General features: G+C 63.0%; 14 protein-coding genes and 2 pseudogenes. 8 read left to right on the top strand and 8 right to left on the bottom strand.

Annotated elements, in window-relative coordinates:
• Positions 1-232 precede the first annotated feature (232 nt).
• Positions 233-1,111: a LysR substrate-binding domain-containing protein gene (locus AC58NV_RS13840; protein ID WP_497227646.1), complete on the bottom strand. Its 879-nt coding sequence runs from the start codon at positions 1,109-1,111 to the stop codon at positions 233-235.
• A 122-nt stretch (positions 1,112-1,233) separates the two neighbouring features.
• Between AC58NV_RS13840 and AC58NV_RS13835 the strand changes: the two genes are divergently transcribed.
• From AC58NV_RS13835 to AC58NV_RS13825, 3 genes are read left to right on the top strand one after another with little or no spacing between them, the layout of a single operon-like run.
• Positions 1,234-2,844, top strand: a complete 1,611-nt coding sequence (locus AC58NV_RS13835; RefSeq protein WP_497227645.1) for a GMC family oxidoreductase — start codon at positions 1,234-1,236, stop codon at positions 2,842-2,844.
• On the top strand, positions 2,841-4,013 hold the full coding sequence (locus tag AC58NV_RS13830; protein WP_497227644.1) for a mandelate racemase/muconate lactonizing enzyme family protein: 1,173 nt from the start codon (positions 2,841-2,843) through the stop codon (positions 4,011-4,013). The genes AC58NV_RS13835 and AC58NV_RS13830 overlap by 4 nt, the downstream gene beginning before the upstream one ends.
• Positions 4,013-5,497 (top strand): aldehyde dehydrogenase family protein, encoded by a 1,485-nt coding sequence (locus tag AC58NV_RS13825; protein WP_497227643.1) that lies wholly within the window; start codon positions 4,013-4,015, stop codon positions 5,495-5,497. The genes AC58NV_RS13830 and AC58NV_RS13825 overlap by 1 nt, the downstream gene beginning before the upstream one ends.
• A gap of 821 nt (positions 5,498-6,318) precedes the next feature.
• Here the strand turns inward: AC58NV_RS13825 and AC58NV_RS13820 are convergent.
• Positions 6,319-6,501 carry a hypothetical protein gene (locus tag AC58NV_RS13820; RefSeq protein ID WP_497227642.1) on the bottom strand — a complete coding sequence of 61 codons (183 nt, stop codon included), beginning with the start codon at positions 6,499-6,501 and terminating at the stop codon, positions 6,319-6,321.
• 78 nt (positions 6,502-6,579) lie between these two features.
• A pseudogene (locus tag AC58NV_RS13815) lies at positions 6,580-6,804 on the bottom strand (LysR family transcriptional regulator); the annotation flags it as partial.
• Positions 6,805-6,935: 131 nt separating this feature from the next.
• On the opposite strand from AC58NV_RS13815, the pseudogene AC58NV_RS13810 reads away from it, so the two are divergent.
• Positions 6,936-7,685: pseudogene (locus tag AC58NV_RS13810) on the top strand (IS5 family transposase); the annotation flags it as partial.
• 175 nt (positions 7,686-7,860) lie between these two features.
• Here AC58NV_RS13810 and AC58NV_RS13805 read toward each other — a convergent pair.
• From AC58NV_RS13805 to AC58NV_RS13790, 4 genes are read right to left on the bottom strand one after another with little or no spacing between them, the layout of a single operon-like run.
• Positions 7,861-8,889: a YeiH family protein gene (locus AC58NV_RS13805; protein ID WP_497227641.1), complete on the bottom strand. Its 1,029-nt coding sequence runs from the start codon at positions 8,887-8,889 to the stop codon at positions 7,861-7,863.
• 12 nt (positions 8,890-8,901) lie between these two features.
• A complete protein-coding gene (gene betB, locus AC58NV_RS13800) occupies positions 8,902-10,359 on the bottom strand; it encodes a betaine-aldehyde dehydrogenase (RefSeq protein ID WP_497227658.1) in 1,458 nt (485 codons plus the stop codon).
• Between the two features lie 20 nt (positions 10,360-10,379).
• Positions 10,380-10,733 carry a Rieske (2Fe-2S) protein gene (locus tag AC58NV_RS13795; protein WP_174149463.1) on the bottom strand — a complete coding sequence of 118 codons (354 nt, stop codon included), beginning with the start codon at positions 10,731-10,733 and terminating at the stop codon, positions 10,380-10,382.
• 12 nt (positions 10,734-10,745) lie between these two features.
• A complete protein-coding gene (locus AC58NV_RS13790; RefSeq protein ID WP_366660764.1) occupies positions 10,746-11,828 on the bottom strand; it encodes an amidohydrolase family protein in 1,083 nt (360 codons plus the stop codon).
• 126 nt (positions 11,829-11,954) lie between these two features.
• Between AC58NV_RS13790 and AC58NV_RS13785 the strand changes: the two genes are divergently transcribed.
• The 3 genes from AC58NV_RS13785 (at position 11,955) to AC58NV_RS13775 (ending at position 15,745) form a co-directional block, all read left to right on the top strand.
• Positions 11,955-12,830 carry a LysR family transcriptional regulator gene (locus tag AC58NV_RS13785; protein WP_497227640.1) on the top strand — a complete coding sequence of 292 codons (876 nt, stop codon included), beginning with the start codon at positions 11,955-11,957 and terminating at the stop codon, positions 12,828-12,830.
• A gap of 78 nt (positions 12,831-12,908) precedes the next feature.
• Positions 12,909-13,970 (top strand): FAD-binding oxidoreductase, encoded by a 1,062-nt coding sequence (locus tag AC58NV_RS13780; RefSeq protein WP_497227639.1) that lies wholly within the window; start codon positions 12,909-12,911, stop codon positions 13,968-13,970.
• Between the two features lie 104 nt (positions 13,971-14,074).
• Positions 14,075-15,745, top strand: a complete 1,671-nt coding sequence (locus tag AC58NV_RS13775; protein ID WP_497227638.1) for a BCCT family transporter — start codon at positions 14,075-14,077, stop codon at positions 15,743-15,745.
• 166 nt (positions 15,746-15,911) lie between these two features.
• Here the strand turns inward: AC58NV_RS13775 and AC58NV_RS13770 are convergent, their stop codons facing one another.
• Positions 15,912-16,133 carry a hypothetical protein gene (locus tag AC58NV_RS13770; protein WP_497227637.1) on the bottom strand — a complete coding sequence of 74 codons (222 nt, stop codon included), beginning with the start codon at positions 16,131-16,133 and terminating at the stop codon, positions 15,912-15,914.
• On the opposite strand from AC58NV_RS13770, the gene AC58NV_RS13765 reads away from it, so the two are divergent.
• Positions 16,123-16,314: a hypothetical protein gene (locus tag AC58NV_RS13765; RefSeq protein ID WP_497227636.1), complete on the top strand. Its 192-nt coding sequence runs from the start codon at positions 16,123-16,125 to the stop codon at positions 16,312-16,314. The genes AC58NV_RS13770 and AC58NV_RS13765 overlap by 11 nt on opposite strands.
• Position 16,315 lies beyond the last annotated feature (1 nt).

Here is a 16,315-nt window from a genome sequence, read left to right as displayed (position 1 = left end):
CAGATCCCCCTCCAGCGTCAGATCCAGACCAGGGCCCTCCGCCCCAGGCGTCAGCACGATCCGCTCCACCAGCGCGCGCAGCGCCTCCTTGGCTTCTTCCATGCTCTCGGCGGAGCCAAGGCCCTTGATCTGTTGCGACACCCGCTCCCGGTAGCGGGGGTAAGGAAGCGGCCACTGTCCCGGCTGGACAGGGTATAAAACAGACGTTAGCCGGGGGCGGGGCTGCCTCAGGTTACTTGTTTGCTTCTTTCCGCAGCCAATCCACCAGTACGGTTACTTCAGGCCGGAAGCGGTTGCGGTCCGAAGGCAGCACAAGAAAATGCCCTTGGCGGGACGGCAACGTCAACTCGCTCGCCCGTACCAGTTTGCCGCTTTCCAAATAGGGCTGCGCAAAAACCTCTGCGACCAGAGCAATGCCTAAGCCGCGGCTGGCCAGTTCCAGCGCGATCAGCGACTGATCCACTTTGTATGCGGGCTCCTGAATCGGACATTCCGGCTCATGCAAGGCAAAGAAGTGCCGCCAAGTATCGACAACCCCGGCAAGTTCAATCATCGGGCCTTGGGCCAGCGACCGGGGACTGCCGCTGGCGCGAAGGGCAGGGGCGCAGACGGCGATTACTTCGTTGCTCATCAGGGGCAGCACTTTGCCGTCCGACCAATTTCCGTCGCCATACCGGATGTCTACGTCGATCTCCTCTCCCTCGGCCAATTCTGCCCACGAGGCCGACAAAACCCGAAGGCGGCTGTCCGGACTGTCTGCTTTGAAACGCTCCAGTCGCGGGACCAGCCAAAGCAAGTTCAATGAACTGACGCAGCGCAGGGTTATCTCCGCTTCCGCTCCCTTACCGAAAAGGCTCGAAGTCGTGGCGTCGAGGTCGGCAAAAGCCTTGGCGACCACCGGCCGGTAGGCCTGCCCCAGCCGGGTCAGGATCAGCGACTTGCGCTCCCGGCGGAACAGTTTGTGGCCGAGCTGGGCTTCGAGGCCCCGGACCTGATAACTGACGGCAGAAGGCGTCAGGCCGAGCTCTTCGGCAGCCAAGGTGAAATTGCCAAGCCTCGCACTGGCGTCAAAGGCCCGCAGCCAGCTCAAAGGGGGAAGTTCCTTATACATTTCGCCAGCATAGCTGGTCTGCGAATTTTTTTAATAGTATGGCAAAAGATTTTTCGTTTTGGATTTTTGGGGCGGCTTTGTAACGGTCATGCAAGAGCACTTAGGGCAGGCGATCAGGAAAAGTGGCGGACTACGATTACATCATCATCGGCGCGGGATCCGCAGGCTGCGTGCTGGCGGAGCGGCTCAGCGCTTCCGGGCGCCACAAGGTGCTGGTCCTGGAGGCGGGCGGGCGCGGCCGGTCGCCGTGGATCAGCCTGCCGCTTGGGTATGGCAAGACCTTCTTCGACCCGGCAGTGAACTGGAAGTACCAGACCGAGCCGGAAGAGGCGCTGGCCGGGCGCAGCGGCTACTGGCCGCGCGGAAAGGTCGTGGGCGGATCGGGCGCGATCAACGCCCTGGTCTATGCCCGCGGGCTGCCGCATGACTTCGATGACTGGGAAGCATCCGGCGCCACCGGCTGGGGCTGGGACGCGGTGCGCCTGACCTACGAGGCGATGGAGACCCGGGTCACTGCCCGCGGCGGCCGCCAGGGCAGCGGGCCGCTGCACGTGCAGGACGTCTCCGATCAGATCCATCCGGTCAACCGGCATTTCTTCGCGGCCGCAGGTGAATTGGGACTGCCGCTTACCAAGGATATCAACGGCAGCGCCAATGAAGGCGCGGCGGTCTACCGGATCAACACCAGCGGCGGGCGGCGGATGCATTCGGCGCGGGCTTACCTCGCACCGGCACTTAAGCGGAGGAACGTGACCCTGATGACCGGCGCGCTGGTTGAGCGGATTGTGTTTGAGGGCCGCCGGGCCGCTGCGGTGCAGCTGAGCCAACGCGGCAGGGTGCTGACGCTTCGGGCCGGGCGCGAGATCATTCTTTCGGCCGGGGCGGTGACCTCTCCGCGGCTGCTGCAACTGTCGGGAATCGGCCCGGCGGAGCTGTTGCAATCCCATGGCATCACCCCGCTTCTGGATGCGCCGCATGTGGGCGGCAACCTGCAGGACCACCTCGGCATCAACTATTACTTCCGCGCCACCGAGCCGACACTCAACAACGCGCTGCGGCCGTTCCTGGGCAAAGTGCGGGCGGCCTTGCAATACGGCCTCACCCGGCGCGGGCCGCTGGCGCTGTCGGTGAATCAGTGCGGCGGCTACTTCCGCTCGGCGCCGGAACTGGGGCGGCCGGATCAGCAGCTTTATTTCAACCCGGTCACCTACACGACCACGCCGAACGGCAAGCGCACGGTGGTCCAGCCCGACCCTTTCCCCGGCTTCATCATCGGCTTCCAGCCATCCCGCCCCACCAGCCGCGGCCGCATCGACATCAGTGCGGCCGACCCGGTGGCACCGCCGCGCATCCGGCCCAATTCGCTCGCGACCGAAGAGGACACGGCGCAGGTGATAGCGGGCGGACGGCTGTGCCAGCGGCTGATCTCCACCAAGGCGCTCAAGGGGCTGGTGGAATCCGCCATGGACCCGGACCTGCGCTGCATGGACGATGACCAGATCCTCGCCGATTTCCGCGAGCGCTGCGGCACCGTCTTCCATCCTTCCGGCACTTGCCGGATGGGCTCGGACTCTGCGGTCTCCGTGGTGTCACCGCGGCTGAAGGTGCACGGGGTCGAGGGCATCCGCGTCGCCGATGCCTCGGTCTTTCCCAACATCACCTCGGGCAACACCAACGCCCCCACCATGATGCTGGCGCACCGCGCCGCCGATCTAATTCTGGAGGATGCATGAGCACGCCTTATTCCAAGTCCGGCGCGGTGCCGGTTTCCAAGGACCGCGGCAAGGACGATACCGGGCCGCGAATCCGCCGGATTGAAACCTTCTGCACGCCGCTGATCGGCTTTGTGCGAGTCACCGCCGAGGATGGCACGGCCGGCTGGGGGCAGGTATCCACCTACAGCAGCGACCTGACCTGCGAGATCCTGCACCGGCAGGTGGCGCCCTGGGCGCTGGGGCGCGGCATGGATTCGCTGGAGGATGTGGTCGCGGAGATCCCGCTGCGCGAGCACAAATTCCCCGGCACCTATCTGCGCCGGGCCATGGCGGGGCTGGACACCGCGGTCTGGGACTGGCGCGGCAAGGCCGCGGGTAAACCGGTGGCCGAACTGCTGGGCGGCTCGGCCGGTCCGCTGCGGGCCTATGCTTCCTCGATGCGGCGCGACATCACACCCGCGGACGAGGCCGCGCGAATGCAGAAATTGCGCGACGATTTCGGCTTTGACGCCTTCAAGGTGCGGGTGGGAGCCGAATGCGGCCAGGACCGGGACGAATGGGAAGGGCGCACCGAGGCGATCATCCCCGCTATCCGCAAGGCCATGGGCCCGGATGCGGCGCTGCTGGTTGATGGCAACTCTGGCTTTGGTCCCGCCCGCGCGATCGACGTCGGACGGATGCTGGAGGCCAACGGCTACGAGCATTTCGAGGAGCCTTGCCCCTATTGGGAGCTGGAGCAGACCGCCGAGGTCACCCGCGAGCTGTCCATCAACGTGGCGGGCGGCGAGCAGGACTGGGACCTGCAGCAGTGGAAGCGGATCGTCGCGATGCGCGCAGTGGACATCATCCAGCCAGACATCCTGTACCTGGGCGGCATGGTGCGCAGCATGGAAGTAGCCCGCATGGGCCATGCCGCCGGGCTGCCGTGCACCCCGCACGCTGCCAACCTGTCGCTGGTGACACTGTTCACCATGCATCTGTTACGCGCGGTCCCAAATCCGGGCCGTTACCTGGAGTTCTCGATCGAGGGCGACGACTACTACCCGTGGCAGCGCGAATTGTTCCTGAACGATCCCTACACCATTTCCGGCGGCCAGGCGGTTGTGACCGAAGCCCCCGGTTGGGGCGTCGAGATCAACCCAGAGTGGCTTGCCAAATCCACCTACAAATGCAGTGAGGACGCCTGATGACCTCCGACCGTCTGATTTCCACCTATTTCGAAACCGGCACCCTGCCGGACTTGCCGCGCGATCACTTCATCGGCGGGCATTTCGTGGCCCCCGAAGGCGGCGCCCGGATGGAGAGTTTCGATGCGGGCACCGGCCAAGCCTTCGCCGAATTTGCCGCGGGCTCCGCTCCGGACGTGGACCGCGCCGTGGCCAGCGCCGCCGAGGGCTTCGAGATCTGGCGCAGCACGCCGCCCGCCCGGCGCTGCGCAATCCTGATGGAAGCGGCCCGGCTGATGCGGGCCGAGGCGGACCGTCTTGCTGTGGTGGAAAGCCTCGACAGCGGCAAGACTCTGGCGGAGGCGCAAGGCGACGTCACGGGCTCGGCGCGGCTGTTCGAGTATTACGCCGGCGCCGCCGACAAGCTCGACGGGCGCAGTGTCAACCTTGGTAACGGCAATGCCGCCTTCACCCTGCGCGAGCCGGTGGGAGTGACCGCCCATATCGTGCCGTGGAACTACCCGACCTCGACGCTTGCGCGCGGTATTGCGCCGGCGCTCGCGGCAGGCTGCTCGGCAGTGGTGAAACCGGCGGAGACAACGCCCTTCACCGCGCTGATGATTGCCGAGCTGCTGATCCGCGCCGGCGTGCCTGCAGGCGTGGTGAACGTGGTGACCGGCACCGGCCTTGAGGCGGGCGCACCGCTGGTCGCCGACAGCCGGGTGCGGCATGTGACCTTCACCGGCTCGGTTGCAACCGGTGTGGGCGTGATGCAGGCGGTGGCGCCGAATGTGACTGGGCTCACGCTGGAGCTTGGCGGTAAGTCGCCGCTGATCGCTTTCGCCGATGCCGATGCGGAGGCGGTGGCGGAGGGCGCGCTCTGGGCGATCTTCTCCAACTCCGGGCAGATCTGCTCGGCCGGTTCGCGGCTGGTGATTCACCGCGATCTGCACGCCGAAGTGCTGGAGCGGCTGGTCAGGAAGGCGCAAGCCCTGCGTTTCGGACATGGCCTGCGCAATCCGGACATGGGCGCGGTGAACTCCGAGCGGCACCTGGCGCAGATCGCGGGCCACGTGGAGCGCGCCCGCGCGCGCGGGGTTGAGATCGTGACCGGCGGCAAGGCGGCAGCGGACCCGGAAACCGGCAACGGCTGGTTCTATGAGCCGACCATCCTCGACGATCTCGCCGCCAGTGATGAGGCCGTGACGCAGGAAATCTTCGGCCCCGTTCTCGCCGTGCAGACTTTTGACACGGAAGAGGAAGCGCTGGCGCTTGCCAACGGCACCGATTTCGCCCTGGCGGCTGGGATCTACACCCGCGACATATCCACCGCCCTGCGCATGGCGCAGCGGGTGGATGCCGGGCAGGTTACTGTCAACGACTATTGGGCCGGCGGTATCGAGCTGCCCTTCGGCGGCAACCGCAAGTCAGGGTTCGGCCGCGAAAAGGGGCTGGAGGGGCTCGACGCCTACACCCGTTCAAAGTCTGTCACACTTGCAGTGTAAGGCGCTGCAAGACGGCTTTTCCCAAGGAGGCAGAACTTGATCCCGAAGGCCTCGGCCGCCCTGGCGGCGCCGGCCCGGCGCGGTCTTTGGCAGGCCCGCTGCGGGCGGGCTGGCCCTAGGGCTGGGCCTGCACAACCGCGTCGAAACCGCGGAGCCGAAGAAGGGCGGCACCCTGCGGGTGGGCTAAGGTCAAGCACTACTTGATCAAGCCGGGTCTCAGCAGTCTTGATGCGACCTGCAAGCCGCGGATATTCCTCTCTATTTCTACAGACAACGCGGGGCAAGAAACTGAATACCGCATGCTGCGCAGCCAAGAAGGCAAAGAATGAAATTCTCAATTTGTCTCATGGGGACACGCAAGTGTAGAGGTTACCCAGCACAGCCAATGCATTCCTTAATTTTTTTTCCCACTGGCGGGTTTTTCCAGCTGCACTGACCGGAAAACAGCGCCTTCCGGTCAGCCAGTGGGTCAGTCAGAGGTAGCCGGGAATACTGCGCCCTAACTGCTCCAGCAGCCAGCGGGTCACTCGCTTGGCTATGGTCCGGGCATTCTCCAGCTGCTGCGCAGCAAAACCATGCAACTTGCCCGACAGGTATTTCCCGGGGAACGCCTCTACCAGCGTCCCTGCCCGCAAGTCATCCTAGATGAAAGGTGCCGCGGCAAGAGAAACACCGGCCCCGGCCAGGGCCAGCCTTATCAAGGTGGCCAGGGAATTGACCTCGACAATGCGCCCGTCGAGTGTGTCGCCTATTCCCATTGCCGCACACCACTGGGGCCAGGCCACGCGCGGCCCGGCACATTCAATCAGCACACAATACACTTATTGGCCGCCATGCTGTTCCATATTTACCTGGGTGCAAACTTCCATCACCGTTTCCTGCAACAAGGGCACGAAGCTCGCGGCTTCTCTGGACCCGTATCCGATGACCGGATCATCCTTGTCAAAGCGTGTGTGATTGGCCTGGTAGTCGATAGTCAGCTCCAGATCCGGGATGTCCCTCATCAGGTCAGGTATCAGCCGGGTCAGGCAGAATTCAACAAAGGCCGGAGAATAGCACGCAATGGAAACGTTGTTGCGGGTTTACCGGGAGAACATCCTGGACGTTGTAAGGGAAAGCGCTTCCAGCGCCTCCTGAATATGCGGATGGTACGCATCCCCTTCATCCATCAGCACCACATGCCGCTCGCGCCGTTCGAACAGGTTCGCAATCAGGCCCTTTTCCAGCTTTTGGATCTGCAGCGATACCGCCCCTTGGCACAGGCTCAGCTCCAGGGCCGCCTTGGTGAAATTCAAGTGCCTTGCCGCGGCATCAAAGGCCGGAAGCTAACCCAGATTGCGTTTCGCGTCGTTCCGCAGCCGCGCCGTCCTATTAGGTTCAGGGTGCTTTGATTTTCAGCGCGCTGCGTGATTCACGGCTCGGAACACGGAGCGGTGACATGAGCGACCTCTATTGGCTGACCAGCGAGCAGACGGCCAAGCTTGCCCCTTTCCTCCCGAAGTCGCACGGTAAACCACGGGTCGATGACGACGGGTGCTGAGTGGAATTATGTTCATCAATCGCAATGGGCTGCGCTGGAGAGATGCTTCGGAAGCCTGCGGACCGCACAAGACGCTGTACAGCCGGTGGAAGCGGTGGGGCGAGAAAGGCATCTTCGCGCGGATGATGGCTGGGCTGGCTGCCGAACACGGAGAGGAGAAGACCGTGATGATCGATGCGACGTACCTGAAAGCCCACCGAACGGTGACCAGCATGGGCGTGAAAGAGGGGGGGCGTGGACGCCTGTTCGGCCGGACCAAGGCCGGCTGAGCACCAAACTCCATGCCATCTGCAACAGCCAGGGACGCCCCTCAATCTGTTTGTCACCGCCGCGCAGGTCAGCGACTACTTTGGTGCCCGGGCATTGCTGAGCAGTTTGCCCAATGTCGACTGGTTGTTCGGGGATCGCGGGTACGACGCCGACTGGTTCAGGAACGCATTGAAAGACAAAGGGATACGCGCCTGCATCCCCGACAGAAAGCAACGCAAGACCCTGGTCAAAAACGACAAGCGCCGATAGAAACGGCGCAACCGCCTCGTGATCATGTTCGGCAGGCTCAAGGACTGGCGGCGTCTGGCGACACGCCATGATCGCTGCCCCAAGGTCTTCCTATCCGCCATCGCCCTCGCTGCAGTCGTCATTTATTGGTTTTGCACCCTGACCCTAGCCAACTCCCGTATGTTAGTGGCCTGCCAGAAAGTGACATTCGGATCATCGACGGAGTTTGCAATGCCTCTGCCCGAAGAAGGCCTTATAGGAAGACTACCGCGTCGAGCATAGCACGGGCAAACCATCGAAGCTGCAATAGCGAGCCGCAAAAGGATCAGAAAAGACCGGGCAGAAAACAGGCGCATAGGGCAGAAGCTGCCAACAGCGCCAGTGTCAACCCGCCGATCCGGATCACCTTTGCGCCGCCTGCGCTGGCAAGGCTGCGCAGCGAAGTCTTGGCGCCGAGAGCCGAAATCGCAATGACCAGCAGCCATTTGGACGCGCCCGCGGCAAAATCTGCCATTTCCTCGTTTAGCACCCCGGTGTTAGCCAGAATGGCAAGGGCAAAGAAGACAATCAGGAACCCGGGCACCGGGATCTTTTGCGTCCTGTCCCGTTTGCCCGCTGCCGAGATGGTCAGGATCAGAACGCAGAGCACAAGCGGCAGCAGGCTGACCCGGACCATTTTTACCAAAGTGGCCAATTCCGCAGTTTCTTCCGAAACCGTCAGCCCGGCTCCGACGACCTGCGCGACGTCATGGATGGAAGCCCCCAGGACAAAGGCTGTTTGCGCCTCGCTGAATCCAAGCTGCACCAGCGCTATCGGATAAACGATCATTGCCAGCGTCGACAGGGCGGTGACCGCGACCACCGTGAACAGCGTCTCCTGCTCCAATGCCTTGCTCTTAGGAAGGCAGGCCGAAATCGCCAGCGCCGCGGATGCGCCGCAGATTGCCACCGCGCCGCCTGTCAGCACGCCGGATTGCCAATCCCGGCGCGACAGCAGGAGGCCCAGCAGAATGGTACCGCCCATAAGCCCGGCAATGGCGCCAAAGCCCGCCACTCCGAGAGAGGCGATATCGCTCAGGCTGACCCGCACCCCCAGCAGGGCCACCCCGGCGCGCAGCAGCGGTTTGGAAGAGAAGGTGATGCCCGGTGCCACAGCCGCTTCCTCGGCCAGCGGGTTGAAGACCATGCCGATCACCAGTGCCAGCAGCATGACCGGCGCGCTGTAATGCTCCGACAGGAACAGCGCCGCCAGCCCGATCACCGCCGCCAGCGCGACGCCGGGGTAGAGGGAGCGGGTATTCGACAATAAGGGAGAGGGCCGCCCGAAGGCGGCGCGGTTCAGCTGTGCCAGCATTGCAGTCTCTGCTCAGTAGTCGTTTTCGAAGGGAGACATGGCAACGTAAACGGACTTCAGCTGACTGAAGTGCTCGATCGCCGCACGGGCGTTTTCCCGCCCGATGCCGGATTGGCCGACACCCCCGAAGGGCATTTCGATTGGGGTCAGGTTATAGGCATTGATCCAGCAGGTGCCCGCCTTGAGGCGCGACACAACACGGTGGCCGCGGGCGAGATCACGGGTGAAAACCCCGGCAGCAAGGCCGAACTCGGTGCTGTTGGCGCGGGCCACAGCCTCGTCTTCACTGTCGAAATCCAGCACCGACATCACCGGGCCGAAAATTTCTTCGCGGGCGATGGCCATGCCGTCTATCACGTCGGCAAAAACCACCGGGCTGATCCAGGCCGGGCCTTCGGGCAACGGCAGCGGCGGCGTCACGCGGGTGGCGCCTTCCTGTTCCGCCGCGGAGATATACCCCTTCACCCTTTCGGCTTGCCCGGCGCTCACCAGCGGACCGACCTGGGTTTCCGGGTCCATCGGGTCGCCGATTCTGATCCTGGCGGTGCGCTCTGCCAGACGGGCCAGGAAAGCCTCCTTGATCCCCTTCTGCACGAACACGCGGGTGGCGTTGGAGCAGATCTGGCCGGTGGAATAGAAATTGCCGAGAATGGCGCCCGACACAGCGCTGTCGATGTCGGCGTCATCAAAGACCAGCAGCGGGGACTTACCGCCAAGCTCCATGGTGATGTGCTTCATCTGCCCTGCGGCGGCCGCGGCCACCGCCCGGCCGGTGGGCACCGAGCCGGTGAGCGACACCTTGTCGATACCGGGGTGGGTGGTCAGCGCGGCGCCGGTGTCGCGCAGCCCTTGCACCACATTGAACAGGCCCGACGGGGCGCCGGCCTCAGTCAGGATTTCCGCCAGTTTCAGCGCGGTCAGCGGCGTGAGTTCGGAGGGCTTGAAGATCATCGCGTTGCCGCAGGCCAGCGCCGGGGCGGCCTTCCAGCAGGCAATCTGGATCGGATAGTTCCAGGCGCCGATGCCGAGGCAGACGCCCAGCGGTTCGCGCAGCGTATAGGCCCAGTCGCCGCCCAGCGGGATGTGGTCGGCAGTCAGCGTTGCAGCCTGGCAGCCGAAATACTCCAGGCAGTCGGCGCCGCTTGCGGCATCAGCCACCCGGGTTTCGGAAATCGGCTTGCCGGTATTCAGGGTTTCCAGAACCGACAGTTCTTCGTTCCGGGCCCGGATGATATCCGCGGCCCGGCGCAGCACGCGGCCGCGCTCGGCGGGCGGCGTCGCGGCCCAAATGGCCTGCGCATCGCGTGCGCAGGCCACAGCCCGTTCGATTATGGACGGGGAGGCGCCATTCAAACGGGCGATCACTTCACCCGTTGCCGGGTTAATGCAGTCGAACGGAGCGCCAGCGGCGTCTTCCAGGTAGGCCCCGCCGATATAGTGGGAGGCTTCGGGCTGGCACGGAAATTGCATCATGCTGGCGCTCCTGATGGTCAGATGTGGACGTAGAGGTCGCTGCCTTCGACGGAGACGTCGAAACGGCGGGTTTTCACCGAGGGATCCACCAGGAACTCGCCCGAGCGGATGTCGAACTCCCAGCCGTGCCAGGCGCAGCGGACGATCTCGCCCGCGCGGTCATAGACGAACTCGGTTGAATCGGTTTCCTTGGTGGTGCCGCAGACCGGCCCTTCGCACAGCGCCGCACCCTTGTGCGGGCAGATGTTCAGCAGCGCATGGAAGCCGTCCTCCAGCCGGAACACGCCGATCGGCATGTTGGAAACGGTGACGATCTTGGCCGCGTCCTGCGGAACCTCGTCTGCCTTGCAGGCAAAATGCTTGGTGGTCATGTCAGGGTCTCCTTATTCAGCGGCCTGCGCTGCCGGGCGCGGCAGGCGGGTGTAGACGTCCAGCGCGTTGAGGCCGAAGATCTTCTCGCGCCATGCCGGCGGCACGTGCAGCTTGTTCACGTCGTCATAGTCCCAATGCGGGTAGTCCGAGGCGAACATCAGGGTGTTCTCGCCGTCCATCGCTTCCAGCGTCGCCCACAGGTGCTGGATGTTCTCCGGCTGCTCCAGCGGCTGGGTCGAGAAGCGGAAGTGGTCCTTGAAGTATTCCGACGGCAGCCGCTTGAGCCACGGCGTTTCCTTGCGCAGTGCCTTGTAGTTTGCGTCCAGCCGCCACAGCACCGACGGCACCCAGGCAACGCCGCATTCGATCACAACCACTTTCAGGGACGGCCATTTCTCGAACACGCCATTGGCGATCAGGCTCGCCATATGGGTCATCGCGGTCTGCGGCAGGATGGCGTGGGTTTCCCAGAAGAAGGTCGAGGGGCCGGCCCCGATCGGGGTCGAGTTGATGCCGCCCTGGCCGCCCAGGTGCATGGCAAACGGCAGGCCCATCTCGGCGCAGGCCTCGTAGATCGGGTGGTAGAACGGGTCGCCGTAGGGGCGCGCGGCGCCGTGGCTGACCAGCACCTGCACAATGCGCGGATGGCTGCCCACGCGGCGGATTTCGGCAGCGGCCAGATGCGGGTCCTGCGGTGCCACCACGATCGAGCCCCAGAACCGGTCGTCCTTGGGCAGCCAATAGTCGATCATGTAGTCGTTGTAGGCCTTGCACAGCGCGTTGGCGTAGTGGGGGTTGGCCAGCGTAGAGGCTTCGATCGGCTCGTCGCCGGTCAGGATCGCCACGTCGATATTGTATTTATCGAGGTGCTTTTCCTTCATGATCAGGTAGTTGTCGTCTTCCTCAACCGGATTGACGTCATGACGGGCAAAGCCTTCGGGATGGAACCAGGGGCGGTGGCCATGCGGGAAGGCGCCGCGCGGGCCGGTGCGCTCGCCGCGGACGAACATGTCCTTGAAAAGGCCTTCCATATACGGTTCCAGGACCGTGGCGCTGCACCAGTAGTTGTGGCAGTCGCAATCGACAATAAACATGCGCTTCTCCTCTCGCTTGTCCAAGCCGGACGGGCTGTGGGCAATGTCTGCGCGGCCTTGATAAGAACCGGGGATCGGCAAATAAATGCAATTGATATGCCTCTTTTAATCGGAAATAATGATTGAATGAACCGGCAGCTGCTCCTCACTTACATGGATGTTCTGGAAACCCGGAACTTCAACCGCACCGCCGAGAGGCTGAATGTCACCCAGTCCACCGTCAGCGCCCGGATCCGGCAGCTGGAGGACGAACTGGGCACACGGCTTTTCGAACGCGGCCGCGGCGGGGCTGATCCGACTGCGGCGGGGCGGCGGTTCGAAACACATTGCCGGTCGTTGCTGGCGGCGTGGAGCCTTGCCAAGCGCGATGTTTCGGCGGGGCCGGGGCTCAGCCGCCCGCGGCTCAGGGTTTCGGTCCAGTTCAGCCTGGCACAATCCGTGCTGGTGGACTGGGCCAAGCAGATCCGGGCGCAGGTGCCGAAACTGGACCTCTATCTTGAGGCGAATTTTTCGCAGCAGATTCAGCGTGATATTCTGACCGGGGAAGCGGACATCGGAATCGTTTTCGCACCGCAGCAGTACCCGGACGTGCATGTGGCCGAGTTTGGTTCGGAGAACTATGTGATGCTGTCCACCGATTGCAGCAGGTTCCTCGAGGTGGATTGGACCCGCTATATCAAGGTAGCCTACACTTCCTATTTCGACCGCCAGCACGATGAGCTGTTTCCGAATCTGGTGCATGTCCAGACCGTGGTTGGCAGCGATGATCTGGCGGTGGACTTTTTAAAGGCAGATGGCGGCACCGCCTATCTGCCTAGCTTGTCAGTGCCCGGCCTGATGGAAACCGTCCCCGGCCTGCAGCTAGTGGAAGGCGCGCCGGTCATACCGCAGCCGCTTTACTCCATCGTCCACAGCCGCAAACGCCATGATCCGCTTGCAGCGCAGGCCATCTCACTCTTTCAGAAGTTGGTTCAGACGCAAACCATCGACAATTTCGATTAAAGAGGCATTTCTGATGCATTTTTCCGGGACGGGTGCCGGGTATCTTCCCACGAATTCAATCGTGGAGGTCACCGTACCATGCTCATCGCTACCGAAAGCCCGTTTTCCCTGAGCTCAGCAAACTCTCAGCCCTGCTTTTCGGGCGGGCCGGCAACGCTGATCTGCAAGGCAGTGATCGAAGAGACGCACGACAGCAAGACCTTTGTCTTCGAGGACACCCAGAGCCGCAGCTTTGATTTCAAGCCGGGGCAGTATGTGACCTTCAGTTTCCGGATCGGAGGCAAAACCCATGTGCGCGCCTATTCGATCTCCTCCACCCCGACCCGACCGCACAATATCCAGGTCACCGTCAAGCGGGTGCCGGGCGGGCTGGTGTCGAACTACCTGAACGATGAAATCCGGCCCGGGGCGGAAATCGAAATTGCCGACATTTCCGGCAGCTTCAACTGGATCGATATCCCCTGCGAAAAGCCGCTGCTGCTGTCGGGCGGCTCCGGTGTCACCCCGGTGATGTCGATGCTGCAGTACATCACCGATGTGACCCTTCCAAAGGATGTGGTCTTTGTGCATTTCGCCCGCTCCCCGAAAGACATCATTTTTCGCGACCAGCTGGAGTTCATGGGCAAGCGGTTCCGGAACGTGACCGTGCATCTGGTGGTGGATACAGCGGATGACCCCGCCTTTGACGGCGAAACCGGGCAGATATCGGCAGAGCTGATGCAGCGGCTGGTGCCGGACCACGCCGAGCGCAGCATCTTCATGTGCGGCCCGGAGGGGTTCATGAAAGCGGCCCGTGCGGTTGCCGGCGAAATCCCGTTTGCCGCAGTTCACGAAGAAAGCTTTGGCGAGAAGATCACGATCGAGGAAGCCACCGGCACCGGCGGCGAAGTGTTCTTTTCTCTGAGCGGCAAGAACGGCCACTGCGCCGAGGGCGAAACGCTGCTGGAAGCGGCGCTGAACGCCGGTGTCTGGATTGATTCCGCCTGCCAGCAGGGGGTCTGCGGCAACTGCAAGGTGGTGCTGACCCAGGGCCAGGTCGAAATGCAGGACATGGGCGGGCTGCAGCCGGGCGAAGCCGAGGCCGGCTATGTGCTGGCCTGCTGCAGCTTGCCCAAGGGCGCAGTGGCGCTCGACGCCTGACATACCGCCAGCAGGGCGGCCTGAAGAAGGCCGCCTTCACGGCCAGACGGCCGCCCCCCAGCTTCCCTAAAATCAAAAAATGATACCAGCAAGGAGGATGAAATATGTCTAACGGAAACCGGATCCTGGAAGAGCCATTGCGGGATCTTCCAATTAAAACGGCCGACAAGGGCTTCTATTCGGGGTTCAGCGTGGACGTGACCGTCACCGGCAAGCTTGCGGTTGGCGGGCTGGTTCTTTGGGCCGTGGCCTTTCCGGAGAACGCTGGATCGGTATTGTCGGGTTTCAACAGCTTCATCCTGTCCCACTTCGCTTCCTGGTACATCTATGTGATGGCCGCGTTTGTGCTGGTCTGCATCGGCCTGGCGCTGTGGCCCGCTGCCGGCCGGTTGAAGATCGGGCAGGACGGCGACGTGCCTGAGTTTTCGAATTTCTCCTGGTTCTCGATGATGTTCGGCGCCGGGATCGGGGTTGGCATGCTGACGTGGGCGGTGGCCGAGCCGGTTTATCACTTTCAGAATAATCCGGACGTGATCCAGGGGCTGGCCACCGCTGCAGACGGGGACAATGTGCTCAACGCCTATAAATGGTCCTATCTGCACTGGGGCTTCTCGGCCTGGGCCTCCTATGCGATTGCCGGGCTGGCGCTGGGGTTCTTTGCCTACCGCCGCGGGCTGCCGCTGACCATCCGATCTTCGCTGACGCCGCTGTTCGGCAGCCGCCTGTCAGGCTGGACCGGGCATTTGATCGACATTGTTGCGGTGATTGCCACCATCCTGGGCGTTGCCCAGACGCTCGGCTTCGGGGTCGAGCAATTCGTGGCCGGCATGGCGCGGATCGGCGTCGGCGGCTGGCTGCTGAATGGTGAGGGCACCGCCTCGGTGACTGGTATTATCGTTGCGCTGCTGATCATCATGGGCGCTTCCACCCTCTCCGCACTCTCCGGGGTCGGTAAAGGGATCAAATGGCTGTCGAACCTCAACATGGGGCTGTCGATCTTCCTGCTGGTCTTCTTCCTGCTGTTCGGAGCCACCGGCTTTGGCATCCGGGCCCTGTTTGTCGGGCTGTGGGAATACGTCATGGCCCTGCCGGAGATGTTGTTTACCGTCTACCGCGGCGATGGCAGCGGCGGCGCCGCAGACAAGCTGGAAGGCTGGCAGGGCGGCTGGTCGGTGTTCTATTGGGCCTGGTGGGTGGCCTTTGCCCCCTTTGTCGGCCTGTTCCTGGCCCGGATCTCGCGCGGCCGCACCATCCGCGAGTTTGTCCTGGGCGCGGTAATCGTGCCGGCCATCATGTGCTTCGTCTGGTTTGCCTTTGCCGGCGGCACGGCCATTGACCTGGAAATGACCGGCGGCGCCGATGGCGCGATCTTCGGTGCATCGGACGGCGACAAGATTTTCGCCATGACCAACTTCATGCTCGGCGATGTGCTGGGGTGGATGATGGCAGTGGTGATTGTGGTTCTGCTGATGACCTATCTGGTCACGTCGGCGGATTCGGCCGTGCTGATCGTGAACACCATCAACGCGGCCGGCGACGAAGGCCCCAAGGCGCACCCGCATATCGTCTTCTGGGGTGTGGCCCTTGGCCTGGTGGTCGCGGCGCTTCTTCTGGTTGGCGGGCTGAAGGCGATCCAGACCGCGATGGTGATCGGCGCCCTGCCGTTCTCCCTGGTGATGGCGCTGATGTGCATTGCCCTGATCAAGGCGATCCTGCGCGACAGCATCCGCGCATCGCGCGCGGACCAGGCTGACCTCTCGGAAAGCAGTACCTGAAGCGTTTTCCGCTGTGCTTGGCATGGCCTGGCGCAGCGGAATTCATGGAGGACTTTCGTCATGCCAAAAGAAATCAAAGCCCAACCGGCGTCAGCTCAACATCCCGTCGAAATTCGTACGTCCGTTTCGTGCCCATAATTCCTCTCCTTTGGTGCAATAAATGCTATCAAAGGAGCGGCACCAAACCGCGACAGGTCCAGGCATAGTCGGCCGAGAACATAAGCGGGGTCGGACGACCGCCCCAGTAGCTGCAGCAGAAGGGCTTTTGCAGCCAGACGTTGGACCAGTAGCCATAATCCGGCTCGCGCACGACCTTCAGGTTGATGCCCTCGTTCTCGGCCGCCTCGGAGAACAGCACCGTTGAATGCGCTAGCCCCGTGAACCTCAAGAATTCATTCCCTTTAGCCTGCCTTTTCCTCAGCCTGCTGTTCAGTCATGCCGCCGCGGTCCGCGGCCTGGTCAGCGGCACAATCAGCGACGAGTCGGTATTGGAAACCCGCATTTTCCTGCCCTTTTCGCAATACCTGGCAGCGCAGCTTCAGGATGAAGGGGCACGGCAGGAGAAGTGAG

Source organism: Leisingera sp. ANG49, assembly GCF_059694505.1.
The sequence above is the reverse complement of the archived record's forward strand: the minus strand, read 5'-3'. Positions and strand labels throughout refer to the sequence as shown.

Bases quoted from the DNA above. Each gene is read 5' to 3' on its own strand.
- AC58NV_RS13805 (WP_497227641.1), bottom strand. From the start codon at position 8,889: ATGCTGGCACAGCTGAACCGCGCCGCCTTCGGGCGGCCCTCTCCCTTA.
- AC58NV_RS13785 (WP_497227640.1), top strand. From the start codon at position 11,955: ATGAACCGGCAGCTGCTCCTCACTTACATGGATGTTCTGGAAACCCGG.
- AC58NV_RS13830 (WP_497227644.1), top strand. From the start codon at position 2,841: ATGAGCACGCCTTATTCCAAGTCCGGCGCGGTGCCGGTTTCCAAGGAC.
- AC58NV_RS13780 (WP_497227639.1), top strand. From the start codon at position 12,909: ATGCTCATCGCTACCGAAAGCCCGTTTTCCCTGAGCTCAGCAAACTCT.
- AC58NV_RS13795 (WP_174149463.1), bottom strand. From the start codon at position 10,733: ATGACCACCAAGCATTTTGCCTGCAAGGCAGACGAGGTTCCGCAGGAC.
- AC58NV_RS13840 (WP_497227646.1), bottom strand. From the start codon at position 1,111: ATGTATAAGGAACTTCCCCCTTTGAGCTGGCTGCGGGCCTTTGACGCC.
- AC58NV_RS13820 (WP_497227642.1), bottom strand. From the start codon at position 6,501: ATGAGGGACATCCCGGATCTGGAGCTGACTATCGACTACCAGGCCAAT.
- AC58NV_RS13790 (WP_366660764.1), bottom strand. From the start codon at position 11,828: ATGTTTATTGTCGATTGCGACTGCCACAACTACTGGTGCAGCGCCACG.
- AC58NV_RS13775 (WP_497227638.1), top strand. From the start codon at position 14,075: ATGTCTAACGGAAACCGGATCCTGGAAGAGCCATTGCGGGATCTTCCA.
- AC58NV_RS13825 (WP_497227643.1), top strand. From the start codon at position 4,013: ATGACCTCCGACCGTCTGATTTCCACCTATTTCGAAACCGGCACCCTG.
- betB (WP_497227658.1), bottom strand. From the start codon at position 10,359: ATGCAATTTCCGTGCCAGCCCGAAGCCTCCCACTATATCGGCGGGGCC.